This window comes from Chryseobacterium sp. (assembly GCF_045629545.1).
GTDB lineage: Bacteria > Bacteroidota > Bacteroidia > Flavobacteriales > Weeksellaceae > Chryseobacterium.
The window spans coordinates 60,903-77,179 of sequence record NZ_JAZQRK010000049.1; the positions used below are offsets into that span (position 1 = coordinate 60,903).

17 protein-coding genes are annotated in these 16,277 nt (G+C 33.4%); 5 read left to right on the top strand and 12 right to left on the bottom strand.

The window, feature by feature from the left end; translation table 11 throughout:
- Position 1 precedes the first annotated feature (1 nt).
- The 8 genes from ACKI42_RS11850 to ACKI42_RS11885 form a co-directional block, all read right to left on the bottom strand.
- Positions 2-1,279, bottom strand: coding sequence for a sensor histidine kinase (locus tag ACKI42_RS11850; RefSeq protein WP_407405692.1), 1,278 nt, complete (start codon positions 1,277-1,279; stop codon positions 2-4).
- Positions 1,279-1,950, bottom strand: a complete 672-nt coding sequence (locus ACKI42_RS11855; RefSeq protein ID WP_407405694.1) for a response regulator transcription factor — start codon at positions 1,948-1,950, stop codon at positions 1,279-1,281. Before ACKI42_RS11855 ends, ACKI42_RS11850 begins: the two co-directional genes overlap by 1 nt.
- A 78-nt stretch (positions 1,951-2,028) precedes the next feature.
- Positions 2,029-2,478 (bottom strand): PepSY-like domain-containing protein, encoded by a 450-nt coding sequence (locus ACKI42_RS11860; RefSeq protein ID WP_407405696.1) that lies wholly within the window; start codon positions 2,476-2,478, stop codon positions 2,029-2,031.
- Positions 2,479-2,563: 85 nt separating this feature from the next.
- Positions 2,564-3,259, bottom strand: coding sequence for a YjjG family noncanonical pyrimidine nucleotidase (locus tag ACKI42_RS11865; RefSeq protein WP_407405698.1), 696 nt, complete (start codon positions 3,257-3,259; stop codon positions 2,564-2,566).
- A 193-nt stretch (positions 3,260-3,452) separates the two neighbouring features.
- Complete coding sequence (locus ACKI42_RS11870) at positions 3,453-4,043, bottom strand: RNA polymerase sigma factor (RefSeq protein ID WP_407405700.1); 591 nt, start codon at positions 4,041-4,043, stop codon at positions 3,453-3,455.
- A 186-nt stretch (positions 4,044-4,229) separates the two neighbouring features.
- Complete coding sequence (locus ACKI42_RS11875; RefSeq protein ID WP_407405702.1) at positions 4,230-4,715, bottom strand: hypothetical protein; 486 nt, start codon at positions 4,713-4,715, stop codon at positions 4,230-4,232.
- 83 nt (positions 4,716-4,798) lie between these two features.
- Complete coding sequence (metK, locus tag ACKI42_RS11880; RefSeq protein WP_407405704.1) at positions 4,799-6,079, bottom strand: methionine adenosyltransferase; 1,281 nt, start codon at positions 6,077-6,079, stop codon at positions 4,799-4,801.
- Between the two features lie 228 nt (positions 6,080-6,307).
- Positions 6,308-7,258, bottom strand: coding sequence for a hydrogen peroxide-inducible genes activator (locus tag ACKI42_RS11885; RefSeq protein ID WP_407405706.1), 951 nt, complete (start codon positions 7,256-7,258; stop codon positions 6,308-6,310).
- 132 nt (positions 7,259-7,390) lie between these two features.
- Here ACKI42_RS11885 and ACKI42_RS11890 point away from each other — a divergent pair, with 132 nt between their 5' ends.
- The 5 genes from ACKI42_RS11890 (at position 7,391) to ACKI42_RS11910 (ending at position 11,649) form a co-directional block, all read left to right on the top strand.
- The gene (locus tag ACKI42_RS11890) at positions 7,391-8,878 is read left to right on the top strand and encodes a catalase (protein ID WP_407405708.1); all 1,488 of its coding nucleotides are present in this window, start codon (positions 7,391-7,393) and stop codon (positions 8,876-8,878) included.
- 99 nt (positions 8,879-8,977) lie between these two features.
- Complete coding sequence (locus ACKI42_RS11895) at positions 8,978-9,745, top strand: enoyl-CoA hydratase-related protein (protein ID WP_407405710.1); 768 nt, start codon at positions 8,978-8,980, stop codon at positions 9,743-9,745.
- A gap of 38 nt (positions 9,746-9,783) precedes the next feature.
- Positions 9,784-10,209 carry a deoxycytidylate deaminase gene (locus ACKI42_RS11900; protein ID WP_407405712.1) on the top strand — a complete coding sequence of 142 codons (426 nt, stop codon included), beginning with the start codon at positions 9,784-9,786 and terminating at the stop codon, positions 10,207-10,209.
- Positions 10,210-10,222: 13 nt separating this feature from the next.
- A complete protein-coding gene (xerD, locus tag ACKI42_RS11905; RefSeq protein ID WP_407405714.1) occupies positions 10,223-11,137 on the top strand; it encodes a site-specific tyrosine recombinase XerD in 915 nt (304 codons plus the stop codon).
- On the top strand, positions 11,137-11,649 hold the full coding sequence (locus ACKI42_RS11910; protein WP_407405716.1) for an NUDIX hydrolase: 513 nt from the start codon (positions 11,137-11,139) through the stop codon (positions 11,647-11,649). The genes xerD and ACKI42_RS11910 overlap by 1 nt, the downstream gene beginning before the upstream one ends.
- Before the next feature lie 88 nt (positions 11,650-11,737).
- Here ACKI42_RS11910 and ACKI42_RS11915 read toward each other — a convergent pair whose 3' ends face one another.
- The 4 genes from ACKI42_RS11915 to ACKI42_RS11930 form a co-directional block, all read right to left on the bottom strand.
- Complete coding sequence (locus tag ACKI42_RS11915) at positions 11,738-12,196, bottom strand: heme-binding domain-containing protein (RefSeq protein WP_407405718.1); 459 nt, start codon at positions 12,194-12,196, stop codon at positions 11,738-11,740.
- A complete protein-coding gene (locus ACKI42_RS11920; RefSeq protein WP_407405720.1) occupies positions 12,196-13,950 on the bottom strand; it encodes an Ig-like domain-containing protein in 1,755 nt (584 codons plus the stop codon). The genes ACKI42_RS11915 and ACKI42_RS11920 overlap by 1 nt, the downstream gene beginning before the upstream one ends.
- Before the next feature lie 25 nt (positions 13,951-13,975).
- Positions 13,976-15,238 carry a serine hydrolase domain-containing protein gene (locus ACKI42_RS11925; RefSeq protein WP_407405722.1) on the bottom strand — a complete coding sequence of 421 codons (1,263 nt, stop codon included), beginning with the start codon at positions 15,236-15,238 and terminating at the stop codon, positions 13,976-13,978.
- 97 nt (positions 15,239-15,335) lie between these two features.
- Positions 15,336-16,268 carry a 2-hydroxyacid dehydrogenase gene (locus ACKI42_RS11930; protein ID WP_407405724.1) on the bottom strand — a complete coding sequence of 311 codons (933 nt, stop codon included), beginning with the start codon at positions 16,266-16,268 and terminating at the stop codon, positions 15,336-15,338.
- Positions 16,269-16,277 lie beyond the last annotated feature (9 nt).

Here is a 16,277-nt window from a genome sequence, read left to right on the forward strand (position 1 = left end):
ACTACTTTTTTGACACCATAAAACAGTGATATCCATCATTGTATTCATAAACAATATCCCAATTGGGGTATTGTTTTATAATAGTCTTTATGATAGATAAACCCAAACCTGTGGAGCTTTGTTCTGTACCTTGTTTGTAAAATCTATTGAATATTTTAGCCTGATCCAAAGGCGCATCCAAACCTGTATTCTTTACAATTATCAAATTTTCTTTAATTTCAATTTCAAGTTCGCCATCAACTTTATTATATCGAATTGCATTTTTAAGCAAATTTGAAAGTAAAATTATGGCTAAATCAGGATCAAAGTTGGCAGAAAACTTTTCTTCCTCTATAACGTGTGTCGTTATTTCTTTATGTTCTATATAATCTTCGTAGTCTAATAACAATTCTTTTATAATATCATTAAAAATTATGTTTTCACTTTTATTAAACTGATTATTTTCAATTTTAGAAAGCATCAGAAGAGATTTGTTTAGGCTCGTCATGCGGCTCAAATTACTTTTCACTTCGCTCATTAGTTTAAGATGATCTTCGCTCAACTCATCATTTCGCATGGCAAAATCTAATTTATTAATAGCAATAGCCAAAGGTGTTTGAAGCTCATGCGAGGCATTTTCAATAAACTGCTTTTGTTGTAGAAAAACCAATTCATTACGACCAATCATACCTTCAATTTCGGTATTCAAATCATTAAACTCTTTGATGGCATACGTCTTCTTTTCATACACCGAATGCTGACCAAACTGATATTTTTTAAGGTTATTCAGAATGTGGTAAAATGGTTTTAAAGCTTTATTCAGAAGTAAACCATTTACCAAAATTACACTGATAACCAAAAGGAAATACAGAATTACCAATGCTGTAGTCAGATCGTAGATCAGTTCATCCTCCTCCACAGTAGAGGTACGTACCACCAACTTTTGGTATTTCCCATATTGATCTATAAAATCGGTCTCCAACACTCTATAAGGCTCATCTTCATCATCATACTCCATATAATACATCTTATTATAGAGTTTGTTTTTTTCGGTATATTTCAGCGGAGAAACCGGATTGATATTGAATTCATTAAAACCAAATTCGTTATTTTTTAGTAAATTCGGATCTACATAAACTGCTTTTATCAGCTGTATTTTTCTATTTTTCAGTCCGTCATCTACATTATCATACACCTCATCCAAAATATAAGCATAATACAACGCTGCCCATACAGCAATTACAGCCAATAGAATTAGCGTAAGGTATTTTATGGTGTAATATTTTAGAGAAATCTTCATTATAAAAATTTATAACCAATCCCGTATACTGCTTGAAAATCTGCTTGAGAATTATTTTGTTTCAGTTTTTTTCTAAGATTTTTTATTTGAGAATAAATAAAATCCAAACTATCAGCCTGATCTATATAATCTCCCCAAATTGCTTCTGCCAACATTGTTTTTTGCAAAGTTTTATCAGGATTAATGATGAAATAATACAAAAGATCGTACTCTTTTCTATTCAACACCAATTCTACATCATCTATCTTCACCTTTCTAATATCCGGAAAAACAACTATATTTTTGTATTGAATGGTATTTTCTCCGTCCTGATATTTTCTCCTAATAACCGATTTTACACGAGCTAATAATTCTGCTAGGTGAAATGGCTTTGCCAAATAATCGTCTGCCCCAACTTCTAGTCCGTTCACTTTATCATCCACAGAATCGTTTGCCGAAAGAATAATGACAGGATCTTTTTTGTGGCTGTTTTTAATTTCTCTCAAAAGATCCATTCCGTTTCCATCAGGAAGCATAATATCCAACAAAATACAATCGTATTCATAAGATATTATTTTTTCTAACCCCAATTGGTAATTTTCGGCAGTTTCTACAAGATATCGTTCGGCTTCTAAGAACTTTTGTACAACCGTTCTTATCTCGGGTTCATCTTCTACAAGGAGTATTTTCATAATGTGACCTCTTATATTATTCTACAAAATTACCTCTTAGAATTCTTAAGAGGTAATGTATTGGTGAGCGTTAAAATATTAATCATCTATTCTTGTAAAGTTTCCATTTGCATCAAATTCCAAGTCCAAACCATTAGAAAGTTCTGCTTTATAAGAATAAGTTTTTCTTTCTATTTTGATGATATGCGTGTTTGGAAATGTTTTAGCAATATGATTTCTTATCCCTGCGGGAATAAAATTGTAAGGCACTTTTTGGTGTTTACCATCTACTTCTTTCCAATTTCCCTTGCCATCAAATTCTATCTTCATACCGTTTGCCATATGGATTTTATATTCATCCACACCAAAGATTTCTCTATCTTCTAAGATACTACTCGTTTTTACGTTTTTAAAATTGGCTTTAATAAATTTCTGTGCGTTTTGTGGCAATTGGGTGTAAGTAATCGCTCTATCTTGAGCAAAAACCAAACTTCCTACTAATAAAAATAGTATACTAAATGCTGCTGTTACTTGTCTAAAATTTTTCATAATTTTTATTTTTGTTGAATTTTAATACTGCAAATTTCTACAATCATTTAGGAAAGATTTAGGAACAAAATAATATCATTACGTTTTACAAATAATTTTTAATTTCAGATAATTGATAGACCGATTTTAAATTTTCCTCTACTCTATTTTCATTCAAAACATCAAAGAAAATAACATCCATACCAAACTTTTGCGCGCCTGTAACATCAGCAATCCAATCGTCACCAATCATTATACTTTCATTTTTTTCGGCACCAGCTAACTGCAGAGAATACTCGAAAATTTTGGAATTTGGTTTTCTTATTCCAATAGAATCTGCACTTGTAATTGTACTAAAATACTTTGAAATGCCAGATAACAAACACTTTCTCTCCGTAACTTCTTGGAAGCCATTAGAAATAACATGGAGTGTGTAATTTTTATTATTCAAATAATTAAGCAAATCTTCTGCTCCATCCAAAAGATGATTGTATAGCAGAATGGTATCCAAAAAATGGGATTCAAAATACTGAGAAAGCGCTTCATCATCTACACTAAAACTTTTGAAAGTATCATAAAATCTGTGTTTTCTTAGATAATCTTTATCAATGATTCCGTCTCGGATTTTTTCCCACAAAACTTCATTCACGTCATAGAATACACGATGAAACTCCTCGAAATCTATAGCGTATAATTGCGCAATTTTTTGTTGCTCGAAAAGGTCTTTTATAGTGAGATAAGCGTTCTTGCGATGATCCCAAAGGGTATTATCAAGATCAAAAAAAATGTGCTGAATTTTCATACAGCACAAAATTACTCATTAATTTTTTGTGATTTGACATAAATTATTTTTAATCTTTATCACTTCTAGATTTTTAGAAAATCTCAGTAAAAAATCAATAATTTCTTTTTTTGGTTTTAAATTTTTTGTTTTCAAAAAGTCATTTGATTTCATAGGCAAATTGTATTTTCTTAAAAACGCAAAATTATAAAAATTATTGCCTTGTGAGCATAATATTGTTTTCGTCCATGATTTTTCTAAGATTGATCAATGCATATCTCACGCGTCCCAAAGTTGTATTAATACTCATATTAGTTTGCTCTGCAATCTCCTTGAAGCTAAGACCATCATAAAATCTGAGTTTTATCACCTCCTGCTGATTTTCGGGAAGATATTGTAGCATTTTTTGTAAATCATCCTGTATTTGGTTGCTAACCAATCGGTCTTCTATATTTTCTGAAGGCTCTCGTATCAGATCGAAAATTGAATATTCTTCATTGTCAAAGGTAGTTTCAGATACTTTTACGGTTTTAGATTTGGCTCTGAAATAATCGATAATTAAGTTGTAGGCAATTCTTTTTGCCCAAAGTATAAATTTACCTTCTTCACTATAACGCTTCTCTTTTAGCATAATAATAATCTTCATAAAGGTATCCTGAAAAATATCATTGGCAAGCTGCTCATCGTTTATTTTGTACAATATAAAGGTAAAAAGCTCTTTTTGATGACGATGAATTAGAAGAGACAATGCTTCTTCTTTACCATTTTGATACTGAGAAATAAGTAGACTATCTGTAGATTTCATGACTTTTCTTTTCTATTATTATTCCTAGACAAAATTTCTCGGCAAGTAACCAAGTGATAATAATGTCGCGAAATAGATTTAAAGTAAAGTCTTCTCGATAAATAAAAATTATGCCGTAAATATATATAAAATATTAATAACTGTTAACAATTTGTTATTATTTTATATACTATTTATAATTAAACTCTACTTTAGCATATCGTGTAAGAAGGTAGTTGGGATATTTAGTGTAAAATTGATATTTAATCCTTTTAGTTCTTTTCCGTTTAGATTTGAAATAGGGAAAGCATAACCTCCCGTAAGATCTAGAATCCCGAATAAGCTGACACCAATTTTTGGAGCTACATACTTGTTAGTTCCTTCCACACCTGCTAAGAAATAATAAGAGTGATAGAAATCTACATTTTTTTCGAAGTTCAACAGGATATCAGCTTGTATTTTTGGCATAATGGCATATTTCGAATGGGTAGAACCCATCAATGCAGAAGCACCTAGACGATAGATCATATCATCATTTTTTAGAAATAACAATTTTCCTCCTACTTCACCAAAGCTTTGGTTTTGGTATACGTAACCTACATTTACCAATTTGTGTACTGTGAGCTGAGCTTTCGCAAAACTACTCATCACCACCATTACTCCAAAAGCGAGAACCCAACAAAAGTTTTTCATGATATTGTATTTAGAATGTAAATTTAAAAAAACTGCTTTATCACAAGTAGGATAAAGCAGTATATATAGTAACTAAGAAAGTATTAAACTCCGAAAGCGGCTTTTATAGCTTCTACTTTATCTAATTTTTCCCAAGTAAAGAATTCTAGTCCTGTAAGAGTAAGCTCGTTCTTTTGTCCCTTATTAAAGGTTTTATCTGCAATATAGTGCTCTCTTCCCATGTGCCCGTAAGAAGCAGTTTCTTGATAAATAGGGTTTCTCAATTTCAAGTTTTGCTCTACTGCATAAGGACGAAGATCAAAAATAGTTGAAACTACTTTAGCAATTTCCCCATCATTGATGTCTACTTTAGCTGTACCGTAAGTATTAATGTACAATCCACAAGGTTCTGCAACACCAATTGCGTAAGAAACCTGAACCAATACTTCGTCAGCAATACCTGCTGCTATCAAGTTTTTTGCAATGTGTCTGGTAGCATACGCTGCACTTCTATCTACTTTTGATGGATCTTTACCAGAAAACGCTCCGCCTCCGTGCGCACCCTTTCCACCATAAGTATCTACAATGATTTTTCTTCCTGTAAGACCCGTATCTCCATGAGGTCCTCCAATCACGAATTTCCCTGTAGGATTGATGTGATATTTAATTTCATCATTAAATAATGCTTGTATTTCCAAAGTTTGTTTTGCAACCACTCTAGGAATAAGAATATTTTTGATGTCTTCACGAATTTTTTCCAACATTTCTTGTTCTGGAGCAAAATCATCATGCTGAGTAGAAACCACGATAGAATCTATTCTTACTGGTTTGTGATCATCAGAATACTCAATAGTTACTTGGCTTTTTGCATCAGGACGAAGGTAAGGAATCTCGGTATTTTCTCTTCTTAGAGCAGAAAGCTCTTTCAAGATTGTGTGAGCCAAATCTAATGCCAAAGGCATGTAGTTTGCCGTTTCGTTGGTAGCGTACCCGAACATCATCCCTTGGTCACCTGCACCTTGTGCGTTGGCTTTGGTTTCGAAACTTTCGTCTGCAGCTATTCTATCTACTCCTTGGTTGATATCAGGTGACTGCTCATGGATTGCTGAGATTACTCCACAAGAATCTCCATTGAACATGTATTCTCCTTTTGTATATCCAATACCATTGATAACGTCTCTTGCAATGTTTTGTACATCTAGATAAGCATCAGATTTTACTTCACCTGCCAATACCACTTGCCCAGTAGTTACCAGTGTTTCGCATGCCACTTTAGAAGCTTTATCGTATGCCAAAAAATGGTCAATTAATGCATCGGAAATTTGGTCGGCAATTTTATCTGGATGCCCTTCTGAAACAGATTCAGATGTGAATAAATAAGACATATTTTTCTTGTATTTTTTAAATTAAAATAAATGAAGAAAAAAATGATGAATTGCCCAAAATAGCTAAAAAGAATTACTGTTTTAGCGATTTTTTAGAGAGGTTGCAATCAGGTCAAATTTTTCCTCGTTAATAAACTTCAGCAAATTTAAGTACTATTTTTTTAATACTCAAAACTTTTATATGATAAATGTCTATTTCTTCACATTGATTGATAAAGTACCAATCAATTATGGTTTTATGTTTACAAAATCTTTTGGATTTTCGTTGTAATTCAATGTATTAGCAAGGGAATTTCTAATGAATTCTGATAACTCATCAATAATCTTTTGCTTAAAAGTAGGTTTGTAATAGATAATGCTAATTTCTCTGAAAGGATAAGGTTTTTTGAATCTAAATACTTTTTTCTTTTGGTCTCCAGAAAGCTGATTGAGTGCTAACTCTGGTAAAACACTGATGCCTCCTACTTTATCTATCATATACACCAAAGTATGAATGTTTGCAGCGGTAAACTCTAGATTTTTTGGCTTTAGACGATTTTCTTTTAGGTGACAAATATTTTCAAACTGATTTCTCAAGCAATTGCCTTCTTCTAGCAGCCAAACTTTCTCTGTATTGATCTCTTCTGGAATAACAAAACTGTTCTTCTTCTCGGCATCTGTAGTATCTGAGCTATAAACCATCAGTTCTTCATTGAAAAGGAAATCTCTATAGAATTCCCCAGCAGTCTCGTATGGAGTAGAAATAATACCCGCATCCAATTCTCCTGCCTTTAGAGCTTTGATAAGATTATCAGTAGTCATTTCTTTTACATTCATTTTAATCTTAGGGTTTTGCTCCAAAAAACTAAAAATCTCTGTAGGAAGGATAAATGAAGAAACGGTAGGAATAATTCCGAGATTAATGGTTCCTCCTAAGATATTATTCAGTAAATTAGCCTTGTTTTTAAGCTCATTTACAGACTCAATGATCACCTTGGCTTGATCTATAATTTGTAACCCAACGTCCGTTGTACGAATGGGATGCGTAGTTCTATCAAAAACTTTGACATCTAGTTCGTCTTCAAACTTTTGTATCATTGCACTTAATGTAGGTTGGGTTATAAAACAGGCTTGTGCAGCTTTACCAAAATGCTTGTACTTATCTACAGCGATAAGATATTCTAATTGCTGAATGTTCATTGATTAATATTATCTATTACAAAGATATAATGTTTTTGTAATAACTAATTATAAAAATTTTTAAATTTATTTTGAAGCTTTTAATAGCAAAACTTTATCATCATTAAAAAAACAAAATTCAAAACATATAATATGAATTCTAAAAAATTGACGACAAGTAGTGGCGCCCCATACTACGAGCACCAAGATTCTCAAACCGTAGGAGCAAGAGGTCCTGTATTGTTGCAAGACTTTATACTACAAGAAAACTTGGCCCACTTTGTAAGGGAAAGAATACCAGAAAGGATAGTACATGCCAAAGGTAGTGGTGCCTACGGGAAGTTTACAGTTACCCATGATATTACAAAATATACCAAAGCAAAAATTTTCTCACAAATAGGGAATACTTGCAAAATGTTTGCTCGTTTTTCTACTGTAGGTGGAGAAAAAGGAAGTGCTGATACGGCAAGAGATCCTAGAGGATTTGCTTTGAAATTCTATACACAAGAGGGCAATTGGGATTTGGTAGGAAACAATACCCCAGTGTTCTTTATTAAGGATGCAAAGAAATTCCCCGATTTTATTCATACCCAAAAAAGAGTTCCAAAGACCAATCTGAAAAGTGCAACCATGATGTGGGACTTTTGGAGTCTGAATCCCGAATCTCTTCACCAAGTTTTAATCTTGATGTCGGATAGAGGAACACCACAAGGTTATAGACATATGCATGGCTTTGGCTCTCATACTTTTTCTATGATTAATGAAGATAACCATAGGACTTGGGTAAAGTTTCATTTTAAATCTAAACAAGGCATCAAAAACTTTACTGATGCTGAAGCAACGAAAATGGCTGGAGAAAATCCCGATTATGCACAAGAGGATCTTTGTAATGCAATAGATAATGGCGAATTTCCTAAATGGACTATGTACATCCAAGTAATGACAGAAGAGCAAGCCAAAGAGTTTAGATGGAATCCTTTTGATATTACGAAAGTATGGTTTCAAGAAGATTTCCCACTTATTGAAGTTGGTGAAATGGAACTGAATGAAATTCCTGTCAACTACTTCGCACATGTAGAGCAATCTACGTTTTCACCTAGCAACTTGATTAATGGAATTAGCTTTTCTCCAGATAAAATGTTGCAAGGTAGATTGTTCTCCTATCCGGATGCACATCGTTATAGAGTTGGCGTTAATGCTCATCAATTGGAAGTAAACAGATGTCCATTTGCTGTTAATAATTATCAAAGAGATGGCTATATGGCAGATTCCTCATTATACCAAGATCAACCCAATTATTTCCCGAATAGCTTTGATGATACCGTAGCAGATAGTGCTTATAAAAATTTGGATTACGAATTGGACAATAGCCGCGTTGCCAACTACAACCGCAATGAAAACGATAACGATCATTACACACAACCAGGCTTACTTTACACCAAGGCATTAAACGAAAAAGATAGAGAAAATCTTGTGAATAACATCATTGGAAGCATGAGCAAAATAGACGGACCGAAGAGAAATGATATCATCAACAGGCAAATGTGTCATTTCTTCAGAGCAAATATAGAGCTTGGCATGAAAGTAGCATCAGGGTTGAAAATTAATATCGACTCTAATATGATGAATCATATGAAATAGTGATTAAATAATTCATATATTTTTAAGAATTATCAAAATTTTCTTCATTATTTATTAAAAAAGCATTAATTTGCAGAGTGTAAAATCTTAAGAACTAGTATGGCTTATCATAATATATTATTATCAAAAGAAGAAAAAATAGCTTCAATCACGATCAATAGACCCGAAAGCTTAAATGCTTTAAACGCTGTTACAATAAAAGAACTGAGTATTGCGTTAGATGAACTAGAGAAAGATACAGAAGTAAGGGTTATCATCATTACTGGAAGTGGTGAAAAATCCTTCGTGGCAGGTGCGGACATTAAAGAGTTTATAGATTTTGATCAAGAGAAAGCAGAACAATTAGCCATCAATGGGCAAGCTTCTGTATTTAATAAAATTGAAAACTTATCCAAACCCGTCATTGCAGCCATCAACGGTTTCGCACTTGGTGGAGGGTTAGAACTTGCGATGAGTTGCCACATCAGATACGCTTCCGATAATGCTAAACTTGGGTTACCAGAAGTGACCTTGGGTCTTATACCAGGATATGGTGGTACACAAAGATTACCAAAATTGGTAGGAAAAGGACTCGCCAACGAAATGATCTTTTCTGCAAAAATGATTTCTGCATCTAGAGGAAAGGAAATCGGGTTGGTAAATGAGGTTTTCCCTATCACTGAATTATTAATTAAAACAAAAGAACTAGCCAAGACCATTAGCAATAATTCTCCGATGGCTATTTCTAAAGCGATTATAGCAACGAATCTATCTGACACGGATAAGGGTTTTGAAACTGAGATTAAAAGTTTCGGTGAACTCTTTGAACTAAACGATAAGAAAGAAGGAGTTTCTGCTTTTCTAGAAAAAAGAAAGCCTAACTTCTAATTATCATTTTTAAAATTATTTCGAAAAAAAACAAACCGATGCAGATGTATAATAAGTTTGACAAAGCTTATCTAAAAATGGCTCTCGAATGGGCAAAACTTTCCTACTGCGAGAGAAAACAGGTAGGAGCTCTTGTGGTAAAAGACAGGATGATTATTTCAGATGGTTACAATGGTACTCCTTCTGGTACCGAGAACTGCTGTGAAGACGCTGATGGGAAAACACATTGGTACGTACTCCATGCAGAGGCAAACGCTATATTGAAGCTGGCAGGTTCTACACAGTCTGCCAAAGGGGCAACGTTATATCTTACGTTATCACCCTGCAAAGAATGTAGCAAACTAATATTACAAGCTGGCATTTCGAGGCTTGTTTATATCAATGCCTATTCGGACGATGAAGGAATAGCGTTCTTGAAAAACCATCATATTGAAATAGTGCAAGTTTCTGAAAATGAATTATAAAAAATAAAACACAATGACTTGGGATGAAAAAATTAAAGATTTTGAAATATTTCTTAGATTCGAAAGAAATTTTTCAGAAAACACACTCGACGCTTATGTTCGAGACATTAAAAAACTTAAAGAATACGCAGAAGAGCAGCTAGAAGGCATTGGGCCAGACACTATCTCTTATGACAATTTGCAGGAGTATATTTTTAAGTTGTCTAAACTAAAATTTAGCGAAAGATCTCAGGCAAGATGGATCTCCTCTATTAAGGCATTTTTTAAATATCTTTTAGAAGATGAAGTGCGTACGGATAATCCTTCTTCGCTATTGGAAGGTCCAAAATTAGGACTATACCTTCCAGATACTCTGAGCCTATCAGACATCAACAAAATTATTGATGCCATAGATGATAGTACAGAAATAGGACAGCGTAACCATAGTATTATTGAGGTATTATATGGGTGTGGTCTCCGTGTATCTGAACTTATTGATGTTAAAATTTCTAATATTAACTTCAAAGAAAACTACATCAAAGTAGTAGGTAAAGGGAATAAAGTGAGATTTGTACCATTAGCAGATTATACCGCACAATTACTTCAAAGATACATTGTAGAAGTAAGAGCTAAAAACAAAATCAACAAAAAATTTGAAGATATTTTATTCCTAAACAGTCGTGGAACCTCTATGTCTAGGGTGATTATATTTATAATCATCAAAGAACTTACGGATAAGGCAGGAATTAGCAAGAAGATTTCTCCTCACACTTTTAGACATTCATTCGCAACGCATTTGCTTCAAAATGGTGCCGACCTAAGGTTTATCCAAGAAATGTTGGGACATTCTAGCATTACAACTACCGGAATATATACGCATTTGAAAACTGAAGAATTGAGGGATGTAATTTTAAATTATCACCCAAGAAACAAAGCCAAAACTGTATAATGAAAATACTAAAATACTGCCCTAGCTGTGGAAAAGAGACATTGCAATGGGATGGCGAAAAGAAATGGAACTGCCCGTCTTGTAATTTTAATCTGTATAATAATGTGGCAGGCGCGGTAGCGGTAGTGATACGTTGTGAAAATGAAATATTTTTTACTCGAAGAAACCAAGAGCCTAAAAAAGGCAAATTGGATTTAGCTGGAGGTTTTGTAGATCCTAAAGAAAGTGCTGAACATTCTTGCAAAAGAGAACTTTTTGAAGAACTACAGCTGGATGTTGATACAAGCATGCTAAAATATCTTACCAGTCTACCCAATGTATATCAGTACAAAGAAATAGACTACAATACCATTGATTTGTTCTACGAGTATACTGTTCCCGAAAAATTCCAAGTAAGTTTGGAACTGGCAGAAATATCCGAAACTGTATGGATTTCGATGAAAGATATTTCACTAGATGACCTAGCTTTCGATTCTCAGAAAATATTTTTCAATGAATATCTGAATCCATAATTTTTGGATATAAACATTATGAAACCTCACATTATAAAGTCTTTATCACTGAAGAAACTCATTATGTGAGGTATTTTTATGTAAGAATTTAGTATTTCTTTGTCTTCTGCAATTCTTCAAAATACGCAATCAATAAGGCACGTTCGGCATCCGTAAGTTTGGCTTCATCATGATACACCAAATAGCCTGGCAATGGCATATTTTTATTCTTCAGAGCTTGTATCGTACCATCTACTATATTATCTTTTAGATAGGGATTATAAGTAGTCCAGGTAGAGAGATTGAATCTTCTTCTACCCTCATTCACATGGTTTTTAATAGACCATGAGATAGGCGCTATAGAAGCGTATTTCGGGTATACTGTCTCATCAGAATGACAATCGTAGCAAGCTCGTTTTAGAAGTTCCTTAACCTTCGTTGGAGATTTTTGCACATCCACGAAGTTGGTGGTACGATCTACTGGTTTGTTCACTTTATCTATTGGTATAAATTGTATCAACGCAAATGACACAAAAGTCCACAGTAGTATTTTTTTAAACGTTTTCATTATCTTATGGGTTGTAATTGCCCTGTATTATTAAAGTTTCTATGGTTATTCAGATTAAATTCCTTTGAATTTTGATTCAAAGAATTATCATTATCATTTTTGGGTTTAGCTGTTGCTTTAATACCATCAAAAACCCTTTTATCAGTAAGATCCCAATCTTCCTTGGATTCCCACAAAGGCCTCGCGATTACCATTTTGTAGAAAACATAAGAATCTTCAGCAAAAATTTCTTTGGCAAAATCTGCTTCGTCCCAATTTTTGTTTTCGTTACTATCTACCAAAATTTTCGCAATGTATTCTCCCGGCTTTATAATACCAAATTTCACACTATTGCCTTTAGTATATTGTTGGTACACCACTTTCTCGGATGAATCTAGCAACTGTAACCAATAGCTGCTACTTGGTGCATTAGAAATCGTAAATTCTATGCTTCCATAATTTTCAATCTTATCAGCCTCAAAATCGAATCTTTTGGATTCGGCATTTTTTTCGTAATATGAGGAAGCGGTAGTTTTTGGTATTGTAAGTTGATATTTTTTTCCTGGAACAAAATCCGAACTGATGAGAACCTGATAAGGATTGGTAGGAGAAATCTTTGCAGTGAACTCCTGCGTCGTTAAACTATCTACTTTCAGTGTCCATTTTTCCGGTTGTATCTGGTCTAAAATATAATTAGAAACAATTTTAAATTCAGTTTTTGGAGGTAACAATGCTCCACCATTATCACTATTTAGATCCATCTTATTTTTAGAATTGTATTTATAAAATAAAGAGGCTGGACCTTTTAGCGTATCTGCTTCATAAGTGAATTTCAAATTCTCTGTTACAGTTTGTCCGATATCACTTTTTACAGCATCAAACCATATCCTTACAGAATCAGAGTATGCATTATGCGTTACTTTATAGTCTTTTAATTTCTCATTTAGTGAGTTGATTTTAACTTCCTTTGGTTTTCCTAAAAACGTCATAATAATACCTCCTTCAATTTCTTTCATTTGGTCGTATTTCACTGTGCTTTTAGTAGGATAGAGACTCAACTTCATGCCAGATATAGATTTATCTATATCCAACAACTCCTTTGTAAATGCTACTTTTTCTTTTCCAGAATCGAATATAGAGTTTTCATTTTGATCATCAAATGCAAGAATTCTATACTTTCCCGGAGAGAGATAATTTAGTTCGAAATATCCATCATCATCTACTTTGGAGATATAATAGGGTTTTTGTTTGTAATTTATAGTATCTTTTACCTGATACAAACCTACTACTACTTTATTTTCACCGCTATTTTGTTTTTTGATATTCAAAACATCTTTTACATCACCAGCTACGTACAAATCGTCTAGTTTTTCTCCTGTAGAAAAAGCGAAATTATAATATCTAAGGATGTTGCTTTCGTTATTATCAACGATCGAATTTCCGAAGTTAAAGTTGTAAGTCGTATTTGCTTGTAGCGTATCAGACCATTGTATAACCAAATATTTGTTAGCAATATTAGAAGGTAAAATTCTTGTAATATTTTTAATCGGTGGCGAAATTATTAGATTTTTGTTGATGTCTTTTAGGGTTATATATTCATCAAAATCTATTCTCAACTCTTTAATATCTCTTCGAACATTAATTCTTGTAGTATCAATATTAGAACTCAAAAATTTGGGAGCTAAGGTATCTTTCGTACCACCAATAGGAGATCCTACCCTTGCACAAGAGTGCAAAATAAGACCAAAAACCAATAAGAGAAGAAATCTTTTCATGAAAATATTTACGCAAAATTAAACATTATTCTCCGAAACTTTCATTTCCGGATTTCAAAGTATCTTGGCTATCATTCATCACACTGAGAATCTTATCTCTTTGTGCAGGAAAATCTTCGAACAAACTAGAAAGTGCCAAAGCAGTATATACTCTACCAGAATATCTATTTCCGATAGCGATAATGGTTACTTTAGATTTTAATAGATGGGCAAATACCGAATTGGTACCATGCCACCAACCATTGTGGTATGTTAGTTTTTCTCCATTATCAAAAATTTTCATTCGGAACCCCAATCCATAGTTATTCATCCCTGCTTTTTCATTGCTATAAGGCTGAAAAACCATATCCATCAATTCTGGTTTTAGAAAATCTTTAGAATACATTGCTTTAGAAAAATTAAGCAAATCTCTAGGCGTTGTATAGACATTTTTGTCGCCATAGATAAGGTCTAGACGATCTAGCGGATACAATTTGTTGCCCACTGTATAAAAAGATTGTGCAGCTGTAGGAATATCCTTTTCCTGAAAAATATAAGAATCTTTCATTTTCAAAGGAGTAAATACCATCTCTTGCATTGCTTGTGGGAAAGATGTTTTGGTCACCTTTTCTATCAATAAAGCCAACAACGCAAAATTGGTATTACAATACATAAAACCCGTGTTAGTAGGTCTTGCCAACTGTGGTTTGTACTGGATAATCATATTCAGCACATCTTGGTTGGTAATAAAGGGTTTGGATAATTCTGCTGGCGCAGGAGTAATTTTGGTAATAAAATATTCGTATTTGGGTAAACCGCTTCTTTGCGACAACAAACTTTGTACAGTAACTTCTGGATAAGGAAATCCTGGAAAATACTGAGTGATAGGATCTGAAAGTTGTATTTTCCCAGCTTCTACCAATTTTAGCATCGCCATTGCCGTCATTGTTTTGGATACTGATGCTACATGTAGAGCTGTATTTTTGTTAATCGGCATTTGTTTGCCTTCTCTTGCAAATCCTCTATAATTCTCGTATAAAATTTGATCTCCTTTTGCCACAAGCAATCCACCACTTAGATCGCCTGCATCCCATACTTTTTTGTAGTACTGATCTATATAATTGACGATATAATCCTTATTAGAAAGGGTAACTTCCGAAGGTGTAAATATTTTGTCTAAATCTACATTTCCGTAGTTGGGCAGATTGGTAGTACTTTGTACTTTAGATTCTTTATTTGCAGATTTATCTTTACAAGAAAAAAAGAACAAAGATATAGTGGTAGCAAGGATAAGATTAAACTTCTTCATGGGGGTTTCAAAAAATGAATGGCAATTTAATAAAACTCAATATCAAATGAGATTGAGCGCGATAAATTGTGAATTATTTAACATAATTAAAATATCATTATACTACAAAAGAAGCCAAAATCTTATCTACAATAAACTGTGCTAATTTTTCTTTGCTTTGGTGCGTCCATCCTCCAATATGTGGCGTAAGAAGCGCTTTCTCAGATTGCAAAAGATAAGTGAAGTCCTCGTTTTCAACTTCTATATTTTCGAAGGATGATTTTTCGTATTCTATAACATCTAGGCAAGCTCCTTTCACTTTTCCAGATTTCAAAGCTTCAACGAGGTATTTCGTTTCCACATTTTTTCCTCTTGCAGTATTTACAAAGTAAAAATCGTGTTTCATGTCTTGGAAGAATTTCTCATCAATCATATAATGGGTTTTCTCTGTAAGAGGAACATGCATACTAATAATTTGTGCGGAATTTTTCAATTCTTCCCAGCTTACTTGTTCTGCATATTCGTCTGCAATATTAGGTAAGATATCGTAGAAAATAACTTTGCAACCAAAACCCGAAAGTCTTTTTGCCGTAGCTTTTCCCATATTTCCATAACCAATAAGCCCAAAAGTTTTCCCCAACAATTCATCGCCACGATTTTCTTCGCGAAGCCAAATTCCGTTTTTTACCTCTTGTGAAGCAATAAACAAACGATTCATCAGCACCAAAAGCATCCCAATTACATGTTCTGCTACAGAATCTCTATTACCCTCTGGAGAGTTGATCAATTTAATTCCTAACTTTTCAGCCACAGGAATATCGATATTTTCCATACCTGCGCCTACTCTAGCAATAAATTTTAGGTCTTTACCTTTCGTTAAAAAATGAGCATCCAAAGGAATTCTACTCCTAATGATTACCCCATCATATTGATGTATTTTCTCGCAAACCTCATCGTAAGAGGAAGCAAAATCTTCTTCTAGCACAAAGTTTTTGGCTAAAAGTTGCTCGGTAATTAAAGGATGATTTTTATCTAAAAGTAGAATTTTCATGAGTGTAAA